Origin of the sequence: Bdellovibrio sp. HCB-110, from assembly GCF_047323225.1 — a bacterium.
Taxonomy (GTDB): domain Bacteria; phylum Bdellovibrionota; class Bdellovibrionia; order Bdellovibrionales; family Bdellovibrionaceae; genus Bdellovibrio.
The window spans coordinates 3,570,333-3,593,769 of the sequence record NZ_CP178750.1 but is presented as its reverse complement, the minus strand read 5'-3'; the positions used below and the strand labels follow the sequence as shown (position 1 = coordinate 3,593,769).

At 44.9% G+C, this 23,437-nt stretch carries 23 protein-coding genes; 11 read left to right on the top strand and 12 right to left on the bottom strand.

Features of this window, described 5'->3' with window-relative positions:
* Window positions 1–9: 9 nt before the first annotated feature.
* On the top strand, window positions 10–1,440 hold the full coding sequence (locus tag ACL934_RS17050) for a cyclic nucleotide-binding domain-containing protein (RefSeq protein WP_374075526.1): 1,431 nt from the start codon (window positions 10–12) through the stop codon (window positions 1,438–1,440).
* On the opposite strand, the gene ACL934_RS17045 is transcribed toward ACL934_RS17050, so the two are convergent.
* From ACL934_RS17045 to ACL934_RS17020, 6 genes are read right to left on the bottom strand one after another with little or no spacing between them, the layout of a single operon-like run.
* Complete coding sequence (locus ACL934_RS17045) at window positions 1,425–2,237, bottom strand: metal ABC transporter permease (RefSeq protein WP_374075524.1); 813 nt, start codon at window positions 2,235–2,237, stop codon at window positions 1,425–1,427. The genes ACL934_RS17050 and ACL934_RS17045 overlap by 16 nt on opposite strands.
* Window positions 2,234–2,806, bottom strand: coding sequence for an ABC transporter ATP-binding protein (locus tag ACL934_RS17040; RefSeq protein WP_374075522.1), 573 nt, complete (start codon window positions 2,804–2,806; stop codon window positions 2,234–2,236). The genes ACL934_RS17045 and ACL934_RS17040 overlap by 4 nt, the downstream gene beginning before the upstream one ends.
* A complete protein-coding gene (locus tag ACL934_RS17035) occupies window positions 2,803–3,684 on the bottom strand; it encodes a metal ABC transporter substrate-binding protein (RefSeq protein WP_374075520.1) in 882 nt (293 codons plus the stop codon). Before ACL934_RS17035 ends, ACL934_RS17040 begins: the two co-directional genes overlap by 4 nt.
* A gap of 9 nt (window positions 3,685–3,693) precedes the next feature.
* Window positions 3,694–4,758 carry a hypothetical protein gene (locus ACL934_RS17030; RefSeq protein WP_374075517.1) on the bottom strand — a complete coding sequence of 355 codons (1,065 nt, stop codon included), beginning with the start codon at window positions 4,756–4,758 and terminating at the stop codon, window positions 3,694–3,696.
* Complete coding sequence (locus tag ACL934_RS17025) at window positions 4,758–5,342, bottom strand: hypothetical protein (protein ID WP_374075515.1); 585 nt, start codon at window positions 5,340–5,342, stop codon at window positions 4,758–4,760. The genes ACL934_RS17030 and ACL934_RS17025 overlap by 1 nt, the downstream gene beginning before the upstream one ends.
* 11 nt (window positions 5,343–5,353) lie before the next feature.
* On the bottom strand, window positions 5,354–5,947 hold the full coding sequence (locus ACL934_RS17020) for a hypothetical protein (protein ID WP_374075513.1): 594 nt from the start codon (window positions 5,945–5,947) through the stop codon (window positions 5,354–5,356).
* 135 nt (window positions 5,948–6,082) lie between these two features.
* Here ACL934_RS17020 and ACL934_RS17015 point away from each other — a divergent pair, with 135 nt between their 5' ends.
* The gene (locus ACL934_RS17015) at window positions 6,083–7,303 is read left to right on the top strand and encodes a sensor histidine kinase (protein ID WP_374075512.1); all 1,221 of its coding nucleotides are present in this window, start codon (window positions 6,083–6,085) and stop codon (window positions 7,301–7,303) included.
* A complete protein-coding gene (locus ACL934_RS17010; protein ID WP_374075510.1) occupies window positions 7,300–7,827 on the top strand; it encodes a response regulator transcription factor in 528 nt (175 codons plus the stop codon). The genes ACL934_RS17015 and ACL934_RS17010 overlap by 4 nt, the downstream gene beginning before the upstream one ends.
* A 26-nt stretch (window positions 7,828–7,853) precedes the next feature.
* Here ACL934_RS17010 and lspA read toward each other — a convergent pair whose 3' ends face one another.
* The 3 genes from lspA to ACL934_RS16995 all read right to left on the bottom strand — a co-directional run bounded on the left by lspA (window position 7,854) and on the right by ACL934_RS16995 (window position 9,802).
* Window positions 7,854–8,360 (bottom strand): signal peptidase II, encoded by a 507-nt coding sequence (gene lspA, locus ACL934_RS17005; RefSeq protein WP_374075508.1) that lies wholly within the window; start codon window positions 8,358–8,360, stop codon window positions 7,854–7,856.
* A 66-nt stretch (window positions 8,361–8,426) separates the two neighbouring features.
* On the bottom strand, window positions 8,427–8,954 hold the full coding sequence (locus tag ACL934_RS17000) for a hypothetical protein (RefSeq protein ID WP_374075506.1): 528 nt from the start codon (window positions 8,952–8,954) through the stop codon (window positions 8,427–8,429).
* A 290-nt stretch (window positions 8,955–9,244) separates the two neighbouring features.
* On the bottom strand, window positions 9,245–9,802 hold the full coding sequence (locus ACL934_RS16995) for a GNAT family N-acetyltransferase (RefSeq protein WP_374075504.1): 558 nt from the start codon (window positions 9,800–9,802) through the stop codon (window positions 9,245–9,247).
* Between the two features lie 118 nt (window positions 9,803–9,920).
* Here ACL934_RS16995 and ACL934_RS16990 point away from each other — a divergent pair, with 118 nt between their 5' ends.
* Window positions 9,921–10,304, top strand: coding sequence for a hypothetical protein (locus ACL934_RS16990; protein ID WP_374075503.1), 384 nt, complete (start codon window positions 9,921–9,923; stop codon window positions 10,302–10,304).
* Between the two features lie 71 nt (window positions 10,305–10,375).
* Here the strand turns inward: ACL934_RS16990 and ACL934_RS16985 are convergent, their stop codons facing one another.
* From ACL934_RS16985 to ACL934_RS16975, 3 genes are all read right to left on the bottom strand, one after another.
* The gene (locus ACL934_RS16985; protein WP_413612651.1) at window positions 10,376–11,899 is read right to left on the bottom strand and encodes a sigma-54-dependent transcriptional regulator; all 1,524 of its coding nucleotides are present in this window, start codon (window positions 11,897–11,899) and stop codon (window positions 10,376–10,378) included.
* Window positions 11,892–13,772, bottom strand: coding sequence for an ATP-binding protein (locus ACL934_RS16980; RefSeq protein ID WP_374075501.1), 1,881 nt, complete (start codon window positions 13,770–13,772; stop codon window positions 11,892–11,894). The genes ACL934_RS16985 and ACL934_RS16980 overlap by 8 nt, the downstream gene beginning before the upstream one ends.
* A gap of 157 nt (window positions 13,773–13,929) precedes the next feature.
* Window positions 13,930–15,252, bottom strand: coding sequence for a radical SAM protein (locus tag ACL934_RS16975; RefSeq protein ID WP_413612650.1), 1,323 nt, complete (start codon window positions 15,250–15,252; stop codon window positions 13,930–13,932).
* 249 nt (window positions 15,253–15,501) lie between these two features.
* Between ACL934_RS16975 and ACL934_RS16970 the strand changes: the two genes are divergently transcribed.
* From ACL934_RS16970 to ACL934_RS16940, 7 genes are all read left to right on the top strand, one after another.
* Entirely contained in the window at window positions 15,502–16,515 is a 1,014-nt protein-coding gene (locus ACL934_RS16970) for a hypothetical protein (RefSeq protein WP_374075497.1), read from the top strand.
* 19 nt (window positions 16,516–16,534) lie between these two features.
* Entirely contained in the window at window positions 16,535–17,311 is a 777-nt protein-coding gene (locus ACL934_RS16965) for a hypothetical protein (RefSeq protein ID WP_374075495.1), read from the top strand.
* An 8-nt stretch (window positions 17,312–17,319) separates the two neighbouring features.
* Entirely contained in the window at window positions 17,320–17,619 is a 300-nt protein-coding gene (locus ACL934_RS16960) for a hypothetical protein (RefSeq protein ID WP_374075493.1), read from the top strand.
* A gap of 1 nt (window position 17,620) precedes the next feature.
* Window positions 17,621–18,274 carry a hypothetical protein gene (locus tag ACL934_RS16955; RefSeq protein ID WP_374075491.1) on the top strand — a complete coding sequence of 218 codons (654 nt, stop codon included), beginning with the start codon at window positions 17,621–17,623 and terminating at the stop codon, window positions 18,272–18,274.
* Window positions 18,275–18,426: 152 nt separating this feature from the next.
* On the top strand, window positions 18,427–18,873 hold the full coding sequence (locus tag ACL934_RS16950) for a Crp/Fnr family transcriptional regulator (RefSeq protein WP_374075490.1): 447 nt from the start codon (window positions 18,427–18,429) through the stop codon (window positions 18,871–18,873).
* Complete coding sequence (locus ACL934_RS16945) at window positions 18,870–19,649, top strand: UDP-2,3-diacylglucosamine diphosphatase (RefSeq protein ID WP_374075488.1); 780 nt, start codon at window positions 18,870–18,872, stop codon at window positions 19,647–19,649. The genes ACL934_RS16950 and ACL934_RS16945 overlap by 4 nt, the downstream gene beginning before the upstream one ends.
* A 71-nt stretch (window positions 19,650–19,720) precedes the next feature.
* Window positions 19,721–23,437: a TolB protein gene (locus ACL934_RS16940; protein ID WP_374075486.1), complete on the top strand. Its 3,717-nt coding sequence runs from the start codon at window positions 19,721–19,723 to the stop codon at window positions 23,435–23,437.

Sequence of the window (23,437 nt, the reverse complement as noted above, 5' to 3'; positions counted from 1 at the left end):
TGAAAGCATATGAAGTTGCATCCGGCTGAAATCGCCAAGGAAATTAAAGCTTTTTCTTTTTTTAAGTCTTTTAGCGAAGACCTTCTCCTCCAAGCATCGGCGATGATTCATACCGAATCATTTCCTGCTAACAGCTTCATTTTGCAAGAAGCAAAAAAGAATAGCTCTCTCTTTTTCCTGCGCTCGGGAAAAGTGGAGGTATCCTTAGCTGGAGAAGTGATTGCAACGTTAGAAACACCAGGAGAGGTTTTTGGAGAGATGAGTGTCATCACCTCCAATCTGACCTCCACAACGGTGAAAGCTCTCAGTCCGGTGGAATGTTTTGTGATTCGTTCCGAGGACTTTGCTCACGTTCATCCTAAAGATAAAGATCGTTTTCAAGCTCTGCTCTTTCAAATCTACTGCTTTATTCTTACCGAAAGATTGATGAGAACCAACGAAAAGGCCCGCCTTTTTGAAATTCTCAATCGCGAGCTTCACGAAGCGCAAAGTGCGATCGAAAAAAGCGGTGGTGGTAAGGTTCTCCTTGTAGAGCCTGATAAAAAACAACAGCTTCCGATTCGCATGGCTTTGGGCGGAACGGGCGTTCAACTCGATATCGCCAATGATTCTGAAATGGGACGCGCTTTCCTTGCAGAAAATAAATATGACATCGTTCTGTGCGAGGAAGCCTGTGTCGATATCCTTAAAGATGTGTACGACAATAAGTCTTCGCCTTACGCGGTTCTGCTGACAAGCAAAGACGTGCAGGGGAATTTGCAAATTTTAGAACGCAATCGTTTTGTCGATCATATTATCTCTCGCGATGCAGAAGATAAAAACGCCACGATTCGTTATGTGTTAACGGCGTTAAGTAAACTTCTTAATAAAGATCTCTTCGGTATCGAAAAATATCTTACGTGGGGCGTGGAAGTTCAGGCAAAAACGGTGAGTCACTCTGGCCAACGGGAAGAGTTGCGCGAAGAACTTTATAGTTACTTTAAAAAAATGGGAATTCGCAGCACTGTTTTAGACCGCGTGAATACCGTGGTCGAAGAGATGCTGATGAATGCGATTTATGATGCTCCGGTGGATTCTCAAGGGAAGTCCATCTTCAATCATATTTCTCGCAAGGAAGAAATTCAGTTGGACACTCACCAACAATCGCAACTTCGTTATGCCAGTGATGGTGTGCTTTTGGCGGTGTCAGTGAAAGATCCATTTGGATCATTGACAAAAAATATCATCATCGACTATTTGCTCAGTTGCTATAACGGCCAAGCCGGAAGCATGAATGGTAATAAGGGTGGAGCTGGACGTGGGTTGCACCAAATTATCGAGAACGCCGATTTGACGGTATTCAATGTTAAAAAAGGTGTGCGCACGGAAGTGATTTGTCTATTCAACGTGGATGGACAGAAAAAAGAAGCGCAGCCATCTTTCCATTACTTCTTCGTGTAAGTAAGAAAACCTACCAACATTTGACCAATCAGCACGCAGGGAACTGTGGGTAAAGTCGTGGATAACAAAGACACGACAAACCCCAAAAGGCTTCCCACAAAGGAAATCAGAAGAATTCGCTTCGTGTATGAATTTAAATTGGCACTGCGATGAGCCGCAAAACTTGTTGCGATAAACAGAGAACCAATTGTGTATAGATAGCCCATGCTTTGAATGGCCATGGTCGTTAAAAGCAAAGTGCCGATATCAAAAAGGCGGTTTTTTCCACTGCGATGAATCCAACTATGGTTCACAAGTTGAAAAGAGATCATCGAAAGTTTGCGCCAGTTTGAAAGGACAAAACCACCGAAAATAAGTCCAATCACAAGACAAGCCTGGGCTCCGCCATCGCTCATCACGGCAATATCGCCAAAATAAGAAGACGCCATATGTGATTCAAGTGAAGGTGTTAAGGAAGTTAAAAGATACGTCAGTGATAAAAAGAAAACAAAAAGAGTCAGATAAATATGATTGCGATCAGATCGAGTCTCAATCAATAGATCCGAAAGCAATAACGTCAGCCATCCCAAAGAAAGACCGATGATTAAATTCAATCCGTGATAGTCCGTTCCCAATAAAATATTAAGGGCGAGACCCAAAACGATTCCCAAAGAGGAACCTTGGCCCAAAACAAAAATCTGTGCGCTTTTTTCCCGTGCCGTCCACTGCGATCCAATCATGGCAAGAACAGCGGCCATAATAATACTTGAAGGCAAAGACCAGCGATAAATTTGCAAAAGCTCCAAGAAAGAACTCATCGAACCTCCAAGAAACGAACTTTGCCCCAATCTTGGATAAAGGCTCTGTGAGAAACGATGACTAAAGAACTTTCCGGATGGTCTTTCAAAAATTGCCCCAAAGCATCTTCCAGAATCTGAATGGATTCTTTATCAACGTGATTAAACGGTTCATCCAAAACCAAAAGGCGGGGCTTTTTCCCTAAGACAGCAGCCAGTAAAATTTTTTGGCGCTCGCCACCACTGGCGGTATTCCATTTCTTTTTTAGATCCAAACCTTTGAGTAAAGACAACGGGGCCTGATCTGTGGAATCCAGCATGTCTTGTAAAGTCAGAGGCAAATGAAAGTGCAGGTTTCCCAATTGTGGTAAATACTGAATGTCTTTATCCGGAATTAAGAAATGGAACTTTCCCTCGTAGTGCTTGTGCAGTCCCAAAAGAGTTTTTAGCAAAGTGCTTTTCCCGGCGCCGTTTTCTCCACGCAGAAAAAGCACTTCTCCGGCTTGAAGCTCGAAATTCACCGTGGGGGAAAGAAAATGTCCCTCACGGCTTTTGGCTCTTAGATTTTGAACTTCAAGAATTTGGCTCATGGAATAGATTTTACTAATAAGTTTTGCAGAGCTTCAATGTTCTTCGCATCTGTGCTGCCACTGCTCTGAACATAAGAAGGAACCACGACAACGGGAACTCCGGAAAGCTCCTGAAATCTTTCAAGAGTCTTGTGAGGAGCGGAAGGCGTTGCAAAGAGGACAGTCACTTTATTGTCTTTTGCCAGCTTCGCCACTTGAGCAATGCGGGCTGCTGACGGAGGCATTCCCGGTTTTTCTTCCAAAGAACCCACGGACTCCAATCCATAGGCGTTAAAGAAATAAGTAAATTCTTTGTGGTACTCCATGACCTTGGCTTTTTTTACTGTTTTCGCCAAACGACTTTGCAGGTCCGCCATCTTCTTTTTGAATGCATCATAATTTTTCTCGAACTCAGAGCTTTTGCCAGGCTCGGCTTGAGAAAGTGCACGTACAACCTCAGCACCGCTCTCGGCTAATTTTTCCGGAGACAAAACAAAGTGAGGATTTCCGTGAGCATGAACATCACCCAAAGAGCGATCAATCACACCAACAGGAACGTCCAGGGCCTTAACACTTTTGCCGAGCACGCAAGAACCTGGGGCTCCGTCTTGAACCTTGGCATTTCCTGATTTGCTTAAAACTTTCGGAAGCCAGCCAATTTCTAAATCCAAACCGACAGAGCAAACCACGTCGGCACGATTGACCTTAAGAATAAAATCGGGACGGGCTTCCGCATAGTGAGGATCTTCCGAACCACGCAAAAGAGTTTGCACTTCCACTTGATCGCCACCAATGGCTTGCACCACTTCCGCGATATCAGGCTGTGTCGCCACGACTTTGATTTTTGCAGCTGCTGAAACCGAAGCTAAAAAAAGAACGGAAAGAATAAATTTATTCACACATCACCTCTAGAAAGAATGCGCGGGGTGCGCACCCAAGATGGAAACAAGTTGGAATTCAATTTTCTGATTCAAAGTGTCCGATTCGCCTTGGTATGTTTGCACATCATAACCGTAAGCGACACGGAACAAAGTGAACTCACTGTGTTTGTAAGTTAGTGTCGGCACGAATCCATAGTCCAAGTTGTCCTGTTTAGAGCCGTCGGATTGGAATGTTCTTGAGAGTTCTGAAAATAAATCCACGCGAAGGCCTGCATAAAGTTGCTCAGTCAGTGACACTTGCGGGAAAATATAAGCTCCAATTTCTTCTGCGGTCTCAGTTTCTGGAGCGCTTTGATTGCGATACCAGATTTCAGATTGCAGCAAGAAGCTTAAAGTTTTGCCTTCCATTTTCTTAAAGACGAAATCCAAACCGTAAAGCTGAGTTTGCACTCCGGCAGCATCTGTTCTGCCCAGGTAGTTCGCACCCCATTGAAGGGCGCCGGCCTCTCCGAAATCGATAAAGTTCACAGGGTGAATATAGTGAGTAGGAACACGCGGTTTCTCTCCAGCATCATGGGCGTGTCCAAAAGTATAACCATTCGTAACACCGACCGTGATATCCCAGTAAGAATCCAGAGGTAAAAGAGTCGAAAATTCTCCACCCGAATCGGCAACACCTTCATCGCCAAAGAATTCTTCTTGTACGCGGGGAGCAGAAGTAAAGGCCCAGTCATGTTGATGGAACTGATTAAGGCGTCCTACACCTAAAAAGAATTTTCCGACCTTAAAACGAGAAGAAGGGATCAACTTGCTTGAGCCCAAATATGCTTCATGCACTTCAAGAGCAAATTCACCTTCTTCATTGTGGGCAGCCACATTGAGAGTGGCATCAAAAGTTGGGTCCAAGGGGCCAAAGAAAATAAGTTCTGCGGAACGCACATCCAATTTATTTTCTTCAGAGTTTTCAAAATTAAAAGGAGCCGTGATGTCGATAGCGGCTGATGTTTGAATATTTTGAAGAATGTTTTGCGCTTGTGCTTGCAAACATCCGATCAAAACAAAAAGTGAAACAAGAAACTGTGTCGTTTTCATTAGTGGGCGTCCTGTGGTGATGAAAGGGTTGCTTTGTGAAGTTGTGCTTTATCCAGTTTGATTCCCCAAGAACGTCCAAACCCGTTTCCAGGGCTGTTATCGTAATTGAGATCCAGGCTGTCTTCAGCACTATTGTATAAAGTATTTCGGTGATTTAAAGAGGAGTTCTTAGATCCACTCCAAATCATAATATGCGCAGGTCGTTCGTTGTTGTGAATGTCGATTGTCATGGGCACGGTCTGTGAGGCATCGACACTCTCAAAACGGGGGCTCCAGTCTTGCACAATTCCCTGTGCCGTCGCGAAAACTTTCAAAGAGTTTTGAACGCGCGCAAACTGAATCGAAACTCCGTTGTGTAAGTCCGAATTCGCAAAAGTATAAAGCGTAACACTTCCGCCCTCTTCTAGATCAAAAGACACTTCAAAATTTGCACCCGTCGCTACAGCAGTAATAGATTCGGCCATCACACGGCGACCGTCACTCAATTCACGATAAGGGACATTACCGTCTTTATCGGGATTGTGTCCTCCACCACAAGCGGTAAGAAGAACGAGGAGTGCGGCTCCAAGAATTGTTCTCATCATACAAATTCCTCTTAGAACTTCGGCTCTTGAGGACCTGGGTTGCGGCTGCGATGACAATCAATATGAATGCCATCATGGATATGACACATAAAATGAGATTGGACTTTTCCCGTTGCAGCCTCATGAGTGAATGAGGTGTGAATCATGTCACTATATTGCCACATCTTCACAGCCGTGATTTTTTCAACGGGAGCAATTTTTCTTTCAAAGGTATCTAAAGCACTCACCAAGGATTCTAAAAAAGCATCAACTTGAAAAGTAAGAGCATCCGTGGGTGCGGCAACAGTTCCTAACTCCGCAGCATCGTGGCAGTGTGCTTCATCCGCTCCGCCGTGAGAATGGAAGTGGCAGTCATAACCGGAAATGCGACCCGTATTATTTTGATCAATATAAAGAATTTTTGCAGAAGCTTCGTCATCCGCCTTTAAAGTTTCAAACCCCCAGAGCTGGCCGATCTGTCCGTCTTCAAACATTTCTAAAGAGGTGGCGGTTGCGAGGGTCACTCTTGATTTCGTTAAAATAGAATGATCGTCGGAATGATCATGTTCATGAGAAAAAGCCGGAACGGCAAACGCGACAATAGCAACCAAGATTAGGTTCTTCATAATGCTCCTCCATTAAAACGCTTCTAGCACCCCGATTTTTTAAATGCAAGTAATTTGCATTTAAAAAATGCAGCGAATGGTTGCATATAAGAGAGACTTGTTGCGGCAAAAGGGCCCCTCAGCTATGAAGGACCCATGCCAGGACTCATTCGGTTTCGTTGGATTGCTATTGCTTGTTTGATTTTGGGGATTCTGCCTCTTTTAAGATGGGGCTACCTGCAAACTCGTGATGTTCCGTATTTCATTGCGGTGTTGGCGTTGCTTGCGACCTTCAATGTTTTAGCGCAGGGTCTATGGCCTCGGGAGGAGGCGGCTCGGCAAAAGCATGTTTTGGTGAATTTGTGGATCGACCTTCTGGCAGCGGTAGGTCTTCTCTTTGTCAGTGGTTCTGCGAATAATCCCTTCATCAGCATACTTTGCATCCACTCTTTTTTAGGCGGAATGCTTTTACGTCAGCGAGCTTCTTATCTTTTTGGGGTCACAGTTCTGGTCCTCTTAGGCCTTTTACAATTTGAAACTTATCTTGATGCACGTATCACGATCGGCACCGATACTTCTGAAGTGCTTTTAAGTTTTCTATCGCAATGGGTTTTGATCACGGCGTCCTGGTTTGTCAGTCATTACTTCTCGGGTCTTCTGCATAAAAATGAGCAGCGCATTCGCCTTTTGCAAGATCGCCAGCATCAAGCCGACCGTCTGAAATCCCTGGGTGCACTGACGGCAGGATTTTCTCATCAACTTGCTACTCCGATGAACTCTTTAAAGCTGCGTATGGAGCGGGGTTTGCGCAAACTCATAAATGCGGAACCTTCCGCCCAAGAAGAATTTGAAAAAGCGCAAAGTTCTTTAGAAGAATGTGTGCGTGTCTTTAAACACATGGCCTCAGTCTTCTCCCGGTCTTCTCAAGCAGAACTGCAAAGAGTGGAATTCGAAAACCTGGCAGCGGATCTTTTGAAAGTCTGGGAAAAAGAAAACGAGCCGGTGTTAGTTGAAAAACATTTTATGACGGAGCCTTTGCCTTGCCGCCTGCAAGTGCTCGCGTTCTCGCAAACCTTCTTTGATCTTTTGGACAATGCCTATGAGGCTTCACCGGAAGGATCTACAATTTATGTTCGTCTTTTCAAACAGGGATCGTGGATTGTTTTGGAAGTGACCGATCGCGGGGAGGGCCTCTCTGAAGAAATTCTTTCTCGCTTAGGAGAACCCTTTGTGACGAGCAAAGCGGCCGGCAATGGTTTGGGACTTTACTCCGCATCGATGATGGCCCAAGCCGCCGGCGGAGAATTTAAAATCTTCAATAATACTTCAGGACGAGGTGCCACAGCACAAATTCGTCTGCCACTGGAGGAGTTATGATCGAGATTAAAGGAAAAAGACTTCTACTTGTTGAAGACGATCAAGGTCTTCGCGAAGTTTTAACGGAAGAACTGCAAGAGCGAGGCATGATTGTGACCGCTTTTGCACAAACACCTTCTATAAGTTCCGTGCAAAACCCCGAGTGGGCTTTGCTCGACTTGCGTGTTGGTTCGGAAAACAGTTTGGATTTCTTAAAGGAACTCAAGGCCCGCTTTCCTCAGGTGAAGGTCGTGATGATGAGTGGATTTGGCAGTGTGGCCTCTGCGGTGAAAGCCATGCAGTTGGGCGCCCACAACTTTATCAGCAAGCCTGTGACTCCCGACATGATTCTAAAAGCTTTCACGGATCAAAGTGTCGGCGAAGAAGTGCCCGATCAAGAGATCTCGCTCGCGCGCATGGAACGCGAATATATTGATTATATTTTGCAGAACTCTGACGGCAATATAACTCAAGCGGCGAAGAAGCTTGGTTTGCATCGCCAAAGCTTGCAGCGCAAACTTCGTAAAAATATCCCGAATAAATAAGTTCGCGAGACAAATAAAAAAGGCGCCTATGTCGCGCCTTGTTCTTTTTCTTTCTTTTTATTTTCCATGAACATCAAAAGAAGCAAGAGTCCGACTCCGCCCACGATAGCCATGTCGGCGATGTTGAAAGCAGGCCAGCTCCAACGGTTGTAAAGATGGAAATCCAAGAAGTCGATCACGTAGCGGAAGCGCAAACGGTCGATGTAGTTACCAATCGCTCCACCAAAAATGCTCGCCAAAGCGATGATCTGTTTCGTGTCGTCGTCTTTCACTCCGCGCAAGATGCCCAGGATAATAACCAAAGCAATCGGTGGCATAGATAAGAAGAACAACTCACGGAATGAGGGATGGCTTTCCGCCAAGAATCCAAATGCTGCACCAAAGTTTCTAACATAAGTCAGATTAAAGAAATTCGGGATCACGCTCACAGATTCGCCCAAGTGGAAATGCGTGTGAACGTAGATTTTCACCACTTGATCTAGGGCTACGAGGATGCCGGAAATAAGGACAAGCCAGATGTATTTTTTCTTCATAGAAAAGGAATATAGACTACTTTTTATATTAATTTAAGTGATTTCCGGCAGATACCTGCGGGAGCGCTACTTCAGGAGCCCTTTTGAACGGCTATAACCGATTTTAATGAGCATACGAAGAGCCTCAAGGTCCGAACTGAGGTTGAACTCCTCTTTGACTTCGCGAATCATACCCTGACTGCAAGGATCTAATAGCTCAAAAACTTCCGGGTTGCGAGTCGTCGCTGTGACCGTTTTTTCAGTATAAGAAACCTGCGTTTGCGTCGGAGGAGGTGGGGGAGCTACAACCGCTGTCACCGGAACAGCCTGTTGCACAACCGTTGCTACAGGTGGAATAGAAGCTGCCACTGTTTGGGGGCGATCCAACTCACCCATGATGCCGGCCAAACTTCTCAATTCGTTTTTGAAATTTTGAATGCTCGGTCTTTCAAGAACACTGTCACCATCGCGAGTCGCTTTGAGATACAAACTTACTAAGATATCTGGAGTGGTTGCCATTTCCTTGATCGAAGAGTTTTGCACCATGAGCCACTGATAGGCTTTGAGCAAAGTATCTTTCGTATAAGCCTGTGGCGGCAACGGGTTCATGGTCATTAAACAAGATCTCCAGACGTGAGGGGACTGAAACTACAGATTCAATGACAACGAGTCAACGAGCACTCTTCAACAAATCCAAACAATTTGCTGCTCAAAAAACGTGCATCTCTAGATAGAGGGCCTTATAGCGTATTACAAAACTAGAGGCGTCGCAGAAATTGAAAAAAAGAGAAAGAGTTTTTCTTGATTTTTTCTGATCGCATTTCAAGAGACGAATCTTGTTCCACAAAAATTTTGGAATCCAGAAATAATGTCACAATATCGGTTACAGATTTCTCATCGCTTTTCTACTTTAAAGGAAGAGTCATCATGATATCCGTGGCATAAGTTCCATCTTCTAAAAGATAAGCCCCAGGATAACGTCCGACTTCTTTGAATCCTTTTTTCAGATAGAGTTTATGGGCACTGATATTGGGCTCCATCACATTGAGTTCCAAGAGGGTAAGGCCCTCGACACTTTTGCACACTTCGATCAATTTTTGGAGAACGGCCTCTCCCAGTCCCTGACCGCGAAGGTCGTGATGAACCGACATGCCAAAGGCCGCTCTGTGAAATCTCTTTTTATCTTTAAAAGACCTAAAATCAGCGATGGAAACAATGCGGCCTTGATATTCACCAATAACAAGAGCATTGCGAGGGTCTTGATTGGCGTCTTGAATCCATTTTTCCTGGTCTGCGACGGTTTTACTTTTAAGAGATTCAGGAGTACTCAAAATGTACTGAGCTGTAGGAAAAATCTCCGTCAAAGCTTTTAAAAGAGCTGTCGCCTCAGAGATCTCTGCATGGCGCAGAAGAACTTCCTGACCGTTTTTGAGAGTTACTTTGGATGGTTGAAAAAGCGCCATAGACACCTCGCCGAACGTGCTTATTAACAATGACATAGGGGCCATTCATTTGGCACTCTCTATTTTTTGAGGTGACGAACAAATAAGGCGTTATCTAAAATTTCCTAGAGGTGAGCTTATGAAGGACAAAATTCAGAACGTCAGTCGCGGGCTTAAAAATCTTCATCGCCGCTTTTTAGAACTAGAAAGACTGGCCGCCGAAAAGCATTTCGAGCGCAGAATCTCTCCCTTTGATTTTCTGCAAATCCTCACACACGACAAAAACTTTAAGTGGCTGCAGCCGTTTTCGGCCCTGATCGCTGAAATTGACGCCTTCGTCGAAGAGCCTGAAAGCATCGTACCCGCAGACCTCGTGTGCATTAAAGACCAAGTCGACTTTGTTCTGCGAAAATCAGAACCCCACGCCATGATTTACGACCGCTACCAAAATCACATCAGCCAAGACCCCGAATTCGTGATGATGCACGCAAACTTAAACGAAGCCCTAAGTCAGCTTAAGTAAGGCACCAAAAATAAAAAACCCACAACTCGTTAAAGCTGTGGGTTTCGATATTCTATTCTTTTTTTGAAAAACTAGTTCACGTAGTCTTTCGCGTTGATGCCGTACTTTTCGATCTTACGAAGAAGGGTTTTCTTCGGAATATTCGCGTGAAGGGCTGTTTGATTGATGCGACCACGGAATGTCTTAAGAGCTTTGATGATAAATTCTTTTTCAAAAGCTTCTTTCTGAGCATTGAAATCAAGACTCTCATTACCTGTAAACGGAACCATTTCTTCTCCGTCCAAGTCGTCAGAATCAGAACCCATGTCAGAATCATCGTCATCACTCAAGCTTGCGTGAGCTTGGATTGCAGAACCCAGTCCCGCTGATGCAACATTCTGGGCGGTTTCCATCACCGGAACATCAATCAAGTTCACACCCGTTGCGATCAACAAAGACTCAGGCAAAGATGCGATGGTGATGATGTTTGACATCTCAAGAACGAAAGCGTGTTCGATCACGTTTTCAAGTTCACGGATGTTACCTGGCCAAGAATGCTTTTTAAGAACAGCCATGGCATCGGGAGCGATACCATTGATACGTTTACCGTGAGCTTGGTTGAATTTCTTAATAAAGATATTCACCATGTGTTCCATATCGTCTTTACGCTCAGCCAATGCCGGCAAGAAGATAGGTACCACGTTCAAACGATAGAAAAGATCTTCACGGAAAGAACCCGCTTTGATCATATCTTCCAAAGGACGGTTTGTCGCCGCGATAATACGAACATTTGTTGGAAATTCGCGGTTAGAACCGACAGGAGTGAACACTTTCTCTTGAAGAACACGAAGAATCTTAACTTGCATAAGCTGTGGCATATCGCCGACTTCATCCAAGAAAAGAGTTCCGCCTTCAGCAAATTGGAATTTACCAATCTTGCGTTGATCGGCCCCTGTGAAAGAACCTTTTTCGTGACCGAAAAGTTCTGACTCAAACAAGTTTTCAGGAATGGCAGAGCAGTTGATAGCTACGAATTTCTCGTCTTTACGAGCCGAGTTGTAGTGAATTGCTTTTGCCACAAGTTCTTTACCAGTTCCTGAAGCACCACGAATCAATACAGGAGTTTCAACTTTTGCAAGGCGGTGAATGATGTTGAAGACCTTCTGCATTTGTGAAGTGTGACCGATGATTTTGCGACCGGCTTCCACCATCACAGGAGCTGACGCTGCGATATTAGAAATCAAGTTGTGAGCATTTACGGCTTTGTCGATAAGCTGCAAAAGATCTTCGCTGCTCATGGGCTTTTGGAGGTAGTTGTAAGCGCCATCTTTCACAGCCTGAATCGCATCATTCAATGTCGCGTGAGCGGTCATGATGATAACGATAATGCCTGGATCGAATTCTTTGATTTGGCGAAGAGCTTCAAGCCCGTTCATGCGAGGCATGTCGACGTCAAGAATAACGACATCATATTTCTTCTCGCTGCCTTTCACTTTCTCCATGGCGTTGACGCCATCGAAAGCTTCATCAACTTCGAAACGTTGTGTGACCGCGAGTGCCGATTTGACGGACAATCTTAAGCCCTGATCGTCATCAACAACCAAAACCTTAAGCATGTGTACCCCCTTGCTCGATTGGTAGTTCTACCGTAAAAGTCGATCCATTACCATGGGAAGATTCTACAAAAATACGTCCCCGGTGAAGTTCCGTAAAATATTTAGCCAAATACAGTCCCAAGCCCGAACCTTTGATAGGTGAACTCTTGGCGTTTTTAGAGCGGAAAAACTTCATAAAGATATTCTGAAGCTCATCGGAAGGGATGCCAGGCCCTTGATCGGCCACCTGAACCACAACCTTCGTGGAGGTTTCTTCGCTCGACACCATGATTTTCGTGTCTTCCGGACTGTACTTGATCGCGTTCTCGACAAGATTTGAGAAGACCTGCTTCATCAAATCCGCATCCACAGGAACCGGAAACATAGGTTCCAATTCAGAGACGATTTGAATGCGTTTTACCTTCGCCAAGAACTCATGCTTGCGAATGACTTCTTGAAGAAGATTATTGATGTCCTTGCTTTGCAAATGAAGCTGAACACCCTGGCTCTCAATCTTACCGTAATTTAATATCGCATTGATGAACTTCAAAAGATCATCGGAAGAGTGCTTGATTGTATCGACAGCTTCACGCTGTTGTGCGCTCAGCTGAACATTGTCAGACAGAATCATGTCCGTCATTCCTTGAATACGCGCAATCGGCGTCTTCAGATCATGAGACATCATGGAAATGAAATTCGTTTTAAGCTCTTCCACTTGGCTTAAGAGTTTATTCTTCTGATAGTATTCCCAGCTGCGACGATTCTCGACGATCAAACGATATGGGATAAAGAAATAATAGCAGAGGAAAATCGTAAGAAGGGGAGCCGCCATTGGCAACCACCAACCTGCGAGCCAGTATCCAAGGGCGCTGAAAAGAATAAAACCTGCTAGAGTTCCACCCAAAATCATCAGACCGCGCGTCGGCTTCATCGTCAAAACCACGTGAGTCGTTAAGATCGAAGCTAAGAGAATGAAAATCCAGTTGATATACTTGTGAGCCTTCATGGGGCCCGAGTTGCGAATCAATGTATCAATTGTGTTCGCCTGCAGTTCGATGCGAGTCATCGCTGTGACTTCACGGCTGAAAGGGCTTAGAATGTATTCACCCTCATCAAGGCCCAAGTCTGTTCCGATCAAAACGATTTTATTTTTAAAGCGAGAAGCATCGACACGTCCATTGAGGACGTCTTCAAAAGAAGAGGACGGATAAGTTTTAGCTCTGTGAAAATCAATATACGCCTGATCCGTTCCGTAGAAATCAAAGTGACCGCGAACTTTATCGACGCTTTTAATTTCAGGGTTAAAAAGACTGGCCAGTTGCACAGGCAACAACGAGCGTCCTTGGTAAGTTAGGATCATACGACGGGTCACGCCGTCTTTGGCGAAATTAACTAAGTCCGTTGTTTTCGGAGCTGGTGAAAGAGTGATCTTTTCAAGAGGATCCGCGAGAGAAAGTTGTTTCTCTTCGCCTTTTAAGGCTGTCGAACGACCTGCAACGTACACATTTGTATTTTCAACGATGCTTGATTCCCAGTCGTTTTTTTCATCAGTCGTGCCCGGTGTTTCGCTAATGTTGAAATCATAGACAACAGCTTTAGCACCCTCAGCGACAAGACCACGCAGTAAAGTGTCTTGTTCTTGGGCTGAAGGGAAGCCTTTAAAAAGCTGAACTGTTTGCGGAGACACGTAAATGAGTTCGATATTCCCCGATGTCGGGTTTAATATTTTTGTACGAACTCTTAAGTCATAGAGGAAAGATTCAAGGTAATCGAGATTGGTCTGTGCGATGAAAAAAGAAATCCCCAGTGCGAAGGCAATTCGCAACGCGAGCGCTTTATAGTCTCCTCTTTTTGGGGAGGAGGATGTCTCTTCAGGGGAGGGAGGAAGAGTCATAATCTCATTTTCTTTAAAAATTAATAGTTACTAACGAACAGGAATGCAGCCTTGGTCTCCACCAGTGCCGGGCCCAATCATCTGAGTTGACGGAGTTGTCGTGGGCTTCAGAGGTTTAATTTTCTTAATGTGCGTTTGCTTTTTCATATCGTCCTCTTTAGCAGGAAACCCTGCTCATTTTATAATATAACAATGTCGTTGCAATCAAGCCGCGAGTGCGAAAACAAAACTGACCGTCTTTTTGGTGCTTGTTTCCTGTGCTCTGCTTGTGAATAAACATACAGCCGCCGCCGCAAAGGAAACGAGCCCAGCAGCTTTGGCAGTTGTTCTTTTCAATTAAAGGCGCTTGGTATTCAGCCAGACGCTCCTCATTCAATTGAGTCCCTTGACCCACTTGTTCATCTTTATTTCCAACTTCCCAGGGGCACGTGAACAGATTGTTTCTCGCGTCCACCATCAGGAATGATTTGCCAGCTCCGCAGTAGTTTTCAGTTTGTTGCTGGTTGTCCAGAGCTGAAAAATACTGATCAAAGATTCCAATTTTACGAAGTTCCGGTTCGCCCCCAGAGGCATAGGCCACGGCCGCAATGGAGTTCATTTGTTCAAGGAACTCCTTGTTGCTGGCGTCGTCGTTTTCTTCCACAGAATAAGTGAACTCATAACGATCTACTTTGAGAGTGCGATAGAAGTTATAAGCACTGATAAGATCGAGATTCTCGCGATTGAAAACACCGTGAACTGTTAAAAGACCCAAAGAGTGTCTGTTGTCGGCAAGCTTGCGAAGGCCATCAACAACCAAAGACGTGCTGCTAGAGCCATCTTTCGTCGGACGAGCTTTATCGTTGATCTCTGCCGGACCATCAAGGCTCACAGTGACGTTGGCTTTGATGCTCTTAAGAACATTCAAAGTTTTTTCGTTGATCAAAGTTCCATTCGTTACGATTGAAAAACCGGCTTGGATGTTTCTTCCTGCCGTCATCAAACGAACGTAGTTGCCGATCTCTTGAATGCCGTCTGGATACAAAAGAGGCTCGCCACCCAAGAAAGTGATTTTAAAACGGCTGCCTTCCGGAAGACGTTCAATAAAGAACTTCAATTGCGGAAGAGTTTTCTCAACATTGATCTTTGTTTGCGCAGCACCGTAAGTTCCGTCGCCACCGGCTGCGCAGTAAGTGCATTTCAAATTGCAGATTTGCGTGACGTTGATGGTGAGGCTGCGGATGCCTGGTTGCAACTTTCCTGACTTCACTTCGGGGCTGTTTTCTTGCTCCCATAAAGCCAGTTCTTCAGAAGTTTCGGACGTTTGCAAAGTCTGCTGCATGTCGTTCCAAGTCTCTTCAGAAATTTCAGCGACTTCCAAATTACGGGCGTGGAAAGCCAAGGGAGCTCCTTGGTTCCATTTGAATGCCACAATGTCTTTGTAACGTCGTTGTTCCATACCGCATGGGGGAGCTGCAATAAGCGTTCCATAATGAGACACCCGAATGATCCTATAAATTCAAGTAAAATCAATATGTTATAAGTGTGGAGGGTGGTGTATTTTTGCCCTGAAAAATGAGGGGATGGGGGCAAAAGGAAACTATTTCATGACTGTCAATTGTCTGGGGAGGGTTCGGACTTCGGACACTGGGTCCCATGAAATCTATTTTAGGAGGTCCCGCACGACTTTGTCCCTTTGCAAGAAGTCCTCTCATTGTCCGTAAAAATGCGGGCATAACTGGAGGCATTCATGAAAAATAAAACACTGCTTTTGGGATTTTTATTTACATCCCTTTTAAGCAAACCCGTCTTGGCGGTTCCGTTGTTTGGGGAGACAGCGGGAACAATCAAAAACGGAATTTTAACTTTGTACCGCGATCACGCAAATCCCAACAAAGTTTATTTCTTCCCGAACTCAACACGTTTTTCGGCTGATAACAGCGGCGTTCCTCTTTTCAATTTTGTGTATTGGGGGCTTGAAAATCCGTCATCTGGCGGAGCCTACATGACGATGACGACTCACTTATCTTCAGACACGGATCAACAAAAGGCCCTTGATACTTACATCAGCGAACATCCTGAGGTGGAAGTGGCGGTGCTGCCAATCAAATCATCGACGATCGGTTTGCAAACGACGGCGACGGGAGCAGCGCCACTGACGGATCTTTTTAAAGAATTTAATTTTGCTCAACACGGCGGCCGCGCTGAAGACGAAATTGGAGTCAACGCGGTGTTGACGGGTGTCGGAGCGAAGGCCTTTAAGGCTCTGCTTACAAAATCCGTGGGCAGCGCTCTTCTGAAAATGGACTATTGCTACAAAGTGCAGGGATTTGGTCCGAACATGGACGCTTCAATTTCGGTGAATATGAAGCGTGTGTATGAATATTTCCAAGCTTCGCATTCCGGTGGCTGGGGATGGTTCAGTTGGAGCATTCAAGCTGTTGTTGAAAAACTTCACGCGGAAAGAGCAATTCAAATCACAATGAACGGGGGCGACGCCAAAGAATGGGAGTACTTGCAAAAGATTTCTGAAACGATCACTGCTCGTATGTTCGTTCCAGAATTGGCAGCAACACCCATCACAGTTGCAGCTCCCAGCAATCGCCTATTCCGTTTCGGTGGAGGTGCAGTTCGAAAAGAAGAATTGCAAACAGAAACTTGGAATTGGAAACGCACGGATTTGGAAGAGCGTGATTTCTGTACTGCGATCGTGATCAAAGATCTTGATAAATATCGCGACCGTCTTGTGATCTCTGCGGATTAATTTTTAGAAGGACATAATTATGAAAAAGTATTTCGTTTTATTGCTTACGTTGGTTGGATCGTGGGCTTCGGCTGCGGTCCACGAAGTGAACGACTATGAAAAAACAGTCTACTATTCAATCACTCCGTATTTGGAGTTGGACGTGATGGATCTTGATGATGATGGAGGGATTTTAAGTCTGTCTTTAACTTACGAAGGCGAACTTGCTCGTCAAGAGACGGAAAAAGTAAAGTCGGCCTATCCGGGTTATAAGTTGACGTTGCTTACAGCTCAGGTCACAGGAGCTCCTTTGAAAGTCGAAATTCCTTTGGCCGGAATTTCTGAAGAGACGGTTTTACGTCAAGGTCAGACGGGTCCTTATTTGAATTTGCAACTCAGTCTTAAAAAAGATCAAGTCGCGAAACTCAAAGCATTGGCAAAAAAAGGGGACTTCTTGAATTCGGAAATTCCAGTTCAGGTAAGTTATAGTTCAAATTCTGTTTTGGAAAGTTTTGAAGAATCTGTGACATGTTCGGAGCTCAAAATCGGTCGAGTCGAAGATTTGATTCTAGGTCTTTCTCGAATGAAACAACCGGCGACGATGCGCTTTGATCAGACATTTCTGTCTTACAAAAAGGACTTGCTGAAAAAATGTTTTGAAACGGATGCCAGTTCGGTCAGGTCATTTAAAGATGTGTTGAATCTTGCAGTGAAGTCTCGCGCTGAGTCTGTCGTTGTTAAAGGTGTTCACCAGGATAGACAAGATCATACTGTTAAATTCAATTTGGTTCCGGTTCTGAAAGTTCAAATTAACTAGGAATTTTTATGAAAAAAATCATGTGGCTATTTCCATTGTTTCTCGCGGCTTGTGGTGGGGGAGGTTCTTCTGGAACTTCTCCAGCCGGTCCATCGGTTCCGGGGCCTCGAGTTGACAATAGGGCTTGTGACGAAGTGAAACTTTTAGGGCGCATGTATTCTGGGACGCCGGCGACTGTTTATGTGAAAACTCTGATTTTAGCAATGGAGACATTTGCATCTCAGTGTTCGCCACAAGAGGCCGCTGCCGTTTTGGATAAAGACTTTAACATTGAATGTGACCACGTCTGTGTGGTTAAGGAAAAGTAAAATGAAAAATATTATTGCAATGGCTTTTGTTATGATGGCGACATCAAGTGCACTGGCGATTCCGGTGGTGAATGAAAACGTCGCAAATAGTGGTGTTATGACGATTTATCCGGATCATCAAGATCCCCATAGATACTATGTGGCTCCGAATGTTGTGATGATTGCGACTAATCAAAATGGTGTCCCGTTTTTTTCTTATGGCGAGTTTCGTAAGAATCTTATCCATAAGATTGGCGTGATTTCGATGACGCTGGTCCCGGCTTACACTCGGGAAGAGTTGGAATTGGCGAAGGCCGAAATCCTTAAAAAGGATCCCCAGGCAGAGTTTAGTGGGGTTCCTTTTGTTGCGTCTTCTTTGTCTTTGACGGGTGTTTTGGCGGAATTGATTGGCGAAAATGAATGCAATCACGCAGCCGGTTTGATTGGGCAAGAGCAATCCTGTGCGATCGTTCTGACGAGTAAAGGAAGAACTTTCTTCTTAAAATCAATCCAACGCCGCACGCTCTTTACGACGTTGCAATTTGAATATGCGCTTCAGGCTGTTGTTCGCCGGGCTGATGGAGGTTTTGTCGATCAGGCAGTGACTCATGGAGTGGCTGTTCGTATTGACGGGGAACAGTTAGCTCAGTTTCCTCAGTTGATCAATCCGTTGTAAGATTTGTAGGCCCGGATTCGTCCGGGCCTTGTTTAGTCTGGGGTACCAAAGACCAATTTGACCTCGTTGGCTTCATTGTTACGGGCGGTACCTACGACCAGAGCGTTGGAACTCGATGGCTTGGTCAAAATAATTTGATAGCCTATGGATCTATGTTCAATTCAAGTTCTTCTCGCGGCAAAAGATTTACAGATCAACAGGTTTTAAAGCTCACAGATGGTGAAGTTCTTTTTCGTGAAGGAGAACTCAGTCGTGAGATGTACATCGTGCAACGGGGAACTATCGAAGTTTTCAAAAAAGTGGAAGGTTCGACTATCGTTTTAGCGAAAGTGGAACGCGGTAGCATGGTCGGTGAGATGTCTTTATTGGAATCTCTTCCTCGCTCGGCTTCGGCTCGCTCTATTGGCGAGACGACCTTGTTGGTTTTAGACCCGGGAAGTTTTTTGCTGAAAATCCGTCGTGATCCCACGTTTGCCTTTGAGCTTATGAAGCAATTAAGTGGTCGTATTCGTCAGACCAATGAAAAACTTGTTGCTTTGATTGCCGCCGAACAACTTTCAAAAAATAATCTGCAAGAAGTTGTCGAGTCGTCTTTATGATCATTGACGTTACCACGAAAAAGATGGTGGTTATCTCGGATTTGCATTTGGGAAATCCATTTTCCAGCACGAAAAAACGACTGATTGAATTTCTTTATTGGGCAGCTGAAAATAAATACGATGTTTGTATCAATGGCGATGGATTGGAAATTGCGCAGGTTTCATTTCGAAAATTGGCCGAGGACGTGCCCGAGGTTTTTCGGGCGGTGAAAGCTATTTCCAAAGCAGGTAATCGCGTTTTTTATATTGTCGGCAATCACGATATTCTCTTGGAAAATTTTTTGGAGGACTGGGGGCCGCTGATCCTTGCTCCGTTTTTAAATGTTCAGTGCGGGAATCAAAGAATTCGCATTGAGCATGGTCATCTCTATGATCCATTTTTCGTGAAGAGTCCTGACCTCTATGAGTTTATGACTTGGTTAGGTGGGTTTGTCTTGATGGTGAGTCCTCGGGCCTACAAACTGTGGATTAAATTTGAAGAAATGAAATCAAAGTTTCGCCGTTTTTTCAGAGGAAAAAGTGACGTGCAAACTTTGCCGGGAGAACATCCGGATTTTGTGATCGCGGCTGAGGAAATTTGTGCCCGTGGCTTTGATTCCATCATCTTTGGGCACACTCATCACGCGGGTGTATTGGCTTTACCTAAAGGGCGGTACTTCAACAGCGGATCCTGGTTGATTGCTCCACATTTTATTGAGATTCGCTCGGATGATGTCGAAATTAATACATATTTAGAATCCTCGGATATTCGTCTCAATGAGGGAATTCCCCTCTAAAACTCATCAAATTTTCCTTTAAATTTGTCCCCAGACTTCAAAATCGACTCTAAGAGACCGAAAAGATATCTATGCAGAAGTTGGGAATCTTGTACGTATTTGCTTTCTGTTTTGTTGCGGGTTTGGGATGTTCTCTCGAAGCCAACCTTTCAGATTTCAATAGCAAGAATCAATTATTCTTAAATTTTGATGATGAGAACGCCAAAGTCTCCACCATCAATTTCCGCTCTTACGAAGTGAAGGGCTCCTGCCAGCACGTCGGTAAATCTGTTGAAATCGAAGTGAGTTCATTTGGCTCATTCACGACGGAGTGCAATCCAGATAAAACATTCTCTATGGTTTTAGACCTTAACGGTGTCGGTGAGGGAACTATCTCCATCGGAGCTCGACAAGAGGAATCGGAAGCGCTAAAAACCTCCAATGATCAAAAAAGTATCGTTGTAGATTTAACACCACCAACGGTGACGATTGATCCGCCGGACAGTGCAAGCAATTATGCCGCCTCTTCCTTGCGTGCGAATTATCCTATTTCGGGAACATGCTCAGATCCTTTTAACGTTGTCAAAATTGGAACGTCGTTGTCGCAGGAATATTTCGCCGTTTGTTCTGCGTCACAAAGATGGGAAATCCGTTTGAATCTTTCGACAGAGACGGCGAACTCCATTGATTTTTATGTTCAACATTTTGATCAGGCCGGAAATATTTCTTCGACTCAGTCTGTGAACATTGGTTATCCGCAGTGGCATAAAATCAGTCCGACAATCACTTCGACAGGTGTGGCTTCAGTCAGATTAATAACTCAGTATGGAAATACGGGGCGCATTGTTTTGGCGGCACCCTTACGCAATGATGACCTTATTGATCTAGGTATTGTGAACTATAATGGCACGGGTCTGACTCGCCTGAATCCGATGTCAGGGCAGTGGGGGTTGGATATTGCACGTCCTATTATAGCTGTTGAAAAGCACAGTCGCACTTTATACACGCGTGCTTCCATGGGGCGGGCACAGTTAAAGGAGCTTCACACCGTCAAAGTCGACGGAACGGGTGACATTGTTTTGATGGGACCTACTACAGAAAATCCTGTGGGTGGAGTTAGCACTTATGCTCTGACTCCAAGTCAAGACACTGTGATTGCGATTGGTGATATTGAAGCCAAAGACAACGAATTTAATCTTTACGCCATCAATGTTTTGACCGGAGCAAAAACGAAACTCAATGGTTCAATGGTCGACGGCGGTGATGTTCGTGACTTTGTGATTACTCCTGATGGAACACAAGTTGTTTTCCGTGCGGACAAAGAGACTGACGAAGGCATTTCTCTTTTCGCGGTTAAAATCGACGGGACGGGATTGCGCCGTTTAGGTCCGGCTATGGCTGCTGGAAAAAGCGTGATGACGGGGTATGTTGTTAGTAGCAACAACAAGTGGGTTCTCTTCCGCGAAAATCAAAGCTTTACGATGAATTCAAATACGGGCAGCTCTGTAGTTTCGTTGGAGACCGGAGAGCATATTAGTTTTGCTCCAGCAACAACAGGTTTCATTGAAGCGGGACTCTTTAGTCCGAACGGTCGTTACGTCGCTTATCGCGTGGATCGCACAACAGTCGGTTGTTATGCCTTGGAAATTTATGACCTTGAAACCCGCAGTGAGCTTGAAGTTTCGCCTGCGTGCCCGAATGCGAATACGGATCTTTTTACTTATTCGTGGGCGCCAGATTCTGCAAAGATTGCGTTTGCAATGGCCACGTCGTCCAGTATGGCAGATCTTTATATCGTGAACGTGGATGGTTCTAACCGCTTGAAGTTAACAAATGTGGCAGTTGTTCGTAATGGTTTGCATCAGACTTTTAGAGAAAACAGTATCACCGTAACTAACAATCAAAAAGTGATCTTTGTGGCGGACTTATCCGGAGTGAGCCCCACTTCATCTTCTGATATGAAGTTTGATTTATACAGTGTGAAGATGGACGGTTCGGAAGCTCCTGTGAAACTGAACTCCATATCGTCGGCCTCCATAGTTCGAGATTATCCTACGATTGCGGTCAGCCCTACTGGAGATCGTGTTGCCTATATTGCCGATTTGGAAATTGATGGAAAATACGAGATGTATTTGTCGGCGACAGACGGAAGCTCTTCAAGAAAATTGAGCCCTTCTATTGCGAGTCCTCAGAATGACGTGCTCTTTTCAACACAGACGTCGATTTTTGATTGGACACGCAATACCGTGGCGATGTTAGCCGATGTGAATATCGACTTTGTGAATGAGCTGCACATGGCTTCTTTAAGTTTAACGCCGAGTTCTCCTCAGTACTTAACGTTGCCAACGATTTTATCAGGAGACGTGGTCACGATTCAGGCGTCAGAGGACAAATCTAAAATATTATTCCGAGCTAACCCCGTCGCCGATTCGCAAATGCATTTGTATGTGACAGATGCAGATGGTTCGAACGTGCGTAGAGTGACCAAAGACTATCCCTCTGGGGGCGGTACGATGCGCAGCTGGGTTTTTACTGCGGATGGCAGTAAAGTTATCTATATCGCCGACCAAGACACCGCAGGAAAAGAAGAACTTTATGTTGTGGATACAGTCGGTGGAACTCCAGTAAGGGTGAGTGATACTATCAGTGTGGCTGGAGGCAATATCACATCTTTTAAATATATTGAGGCCACTGGTAAAATTGTGTACTTGGGAGATCTCACGACGGATTCAGTGATAGAAGTCTACATTGTGAATACCGATGGTACGGGTGGTGCGAAGCTTTCACCTGCCTATTCTCATGCTGTGGGTATTCAAAGCTGGGATGTGGCTTTAGATGGAAGTTACGTCGTGCTTCGTTGGGATTACCGTGTGGATGAAAAAGTGGAGATTGATAAAATTCCAACTGCAGGCGGCGCTCCGGTGGCTATTAATACGGCCATTGGTGGAACATTTGATCTTTCGGGTTTTAAAATTTCTCCGGACTCTCAATGGATTTGTTATTGGGGGGCTATGGCGGCCACAAGCAGGTCTGATGCGAAGGTTGTGAACGCTGCAACACCGGCCACAAATTATTTGATTGATAATGGCGTGAACACAACTCAAGGCGTAGGGTTGTGTGATTTCACATCCGATTCTGCCTACGTTTTGCTGAGTGGTGATTGGTTTACAGACGGAAAAACGGCGATGAAGTCGTTTCATATCGGCACGCAGACTCTGTACGCTTTGAATGGCTCATTGCCAGCGACGTCGCACACCTCGTGGTATTCAGGTCTTGTAGAAGGTGCGAATAAACGTTTGATCACGTTGAGCGAGTCTTCTCCTGAAATTTATGAAATCTACAGTATGAATTATGATGGAACGGACTTAAGAAAAATCAGCGCGGCTCCGTATGCTGGAGGTCAGGTCAACGCCAACAACGGAAATCCTGTGCAGATTCTGGATGATGCGGATAAAACGATCGTCTACACGGGATTGATTGAAACATTAGGGAAGTGGGATTTGTTTGCGGTGAAATGGGACGGAACGCAGAAGCGTAAGATCGTTTCACTCAATGCATACGCTGATATCTATGACTTTACGTTGTTCCCAGGTTCCTCACGCATTTTCTATCGTGCTGACAATGACCGGGATGGTATTTTGACTCTGTACTCGATCAATACAGATGGCACAGGCATTAAAAACCATACGCCGGGTATGTCAGGAAATACCGGAGCCTGGTCAAGCCGTGCGATTTCCAATACGCATTTGTTCTTTAATAGTGATGCTTACGCCAGCCAGACCTTGGATCTTTTCATTGATCCTCTTTAA

Excerpts from the sequence above, each read along its gene's own strand:
- ACL934_RS17050 (WP_374075526.1), top strand. The coding sequence starts at position 10 with ATGAAGTTGCATCCGGCTGAAATCGCCAAGGAAATTAAAGCTTTTTCT.
- ACL934_RS17045 (WP_374075524.1), bottom strand. The coding sequence starts at position 2,237 with ATGAGTTCTTTCTTGGAGCTTTTGCAAATTTATCGCTGGTCTTTGCCT.
- ACL934_RS17040 (WP_374075522.1), bottom strand. The coding sequence starts at position 2,806 with ATGAGCCAAATTCTTGAAGTTCAAAATCTAAGAGCCAAAAGCCGTGAG.
- ACL934_RS17030 (WP_374075517.1), bottom strand. The coding sequence starts at position 4,758 with ATGAAAACGACACAGTTTCTTGTTTCACTTTTTGTTTTGATCGGATGT.
- ACL934_RS17025 (WP_374075515.1), bottom strand. The coding sequence starts at position 5,342 with ATGATGAGAACAATTCTTGGAGCCGCACTCCTCGTTCTTCTTACCGCT.
- ACL934_RS17020 (WP_374075513.1), bottom strand. The coding sequence starts at position 5,947 with ATGAAGAACCTAATCTTGGTTGCTATTGTCGCGTTTGCCGTTCCGGCT.
- ACL934_RS17015 (WP_374075512.1), top strand. The coding sequence starts at position 6,083 with ATGCCAGGACTCATTCGGTTTCGTTGGATTGCTATTGCTTGTTTGATT.
- ACL934_RS17010 (WP_374075510.1), top strand. The coding sequence starts at position 7,300 with ATGATCGAGATTAAAGGAAAAAGACTTCTACTTGTTGAAGACGATCAA.
- lspA (WP_374075508.1), bottom strand. The coding sequence starts at position 8,360 with ATGAAGAAAAAATACATCTGGCTTGTCCTTATTTCCGGCATCCTCGTA.
- ACL934_RS17000 (WP_374075506.1), bottom strand. The coding sequence starts at position 8,954 with ATGACCATGAACCCGTTGCCGCCACAGGCTTATACGAAAGATACTTTG.
- ACL934_RS16995 (WP_374075504.1), bottom strand. The coding sequence starts at position 9,802 with ATGGCGCTTTTTCAACCATCCAAAGTAACTCTCAAAAACGGTCAGGAA.
- ACL934_RS16990 (WP_374075503.1), top strand. The coding sequence starts at position 9,921 with ATGAAGGACAAAATTCAGAACGTCAGTCGCGGGCTTAAAAATCTTCAT.
- ACL934_RS16985 (WP_413612651.1), bottom strand. The coding sequence starts at position 11,899 with ATGCTTAAGGTTTTGGTTGTTGATGACGATCAGGGCTTAAGATTGTCC.
- ACL934_RS16980 (WP_374075501.1), bottom strand. The coding sequence starts at position 13,772 with ATGACTCTTCCTCCCTCCCCTGAAGAGACATCCTCCTCCCCAAAAAGA.
- ACL934_RS16970 (WP_374075497.1), top strand. The coding sequence starts at position 15,502 with ATGAAAAATAAAACACTGCTTTTGGGATTTTTATTTACATCCCTTTTA.
- ACL934_RS16965 (WP_374075495.1), top strand. The coding sequence starts at position 16,535 with ATGAAAAAGTATTTCGTTTTATTGCTTACGTTGGTTGGATCGTGGGCT.
- ACL934_RS16960 (WP_374075493.1), top strand. The coding sequence starts at position 17,320 with ATGAAAAAAATCATGTGGCTATTTCCATTGTTTCTCGCGGCTTGTGGT.
- ACL934_RS16955 (WP_374075491.1), top strand. The coding sequence starts at position 17,621 with ATGAAAAATATTATTGCAATGGCTTTTGTTATGATGGCGACATCAAGT.
- ACL934_RS16950 (WP_374075490.1), top strand. The coding sequence starts at position 18,427 with ATGTTCAATTCAAGTTCTTCTCGCGGCAAAAGATTTACAGATCAACAG.
- ACL934_RS16945 (WP_374075488.1), top strand. The coding sequence starts at position 18,870 with ATGATCATTGACGTTACCACGAAAAAGATGGTGGTTATCTCGGATTTG.
- ACL934_RS16940 (WP_374075486.1), top strand. The coding sequence starts at position 19,721 with ATGCAGAAGTTGGGAATCTTGTACGTATTTGCTTTCTGTTTTGTTGCG.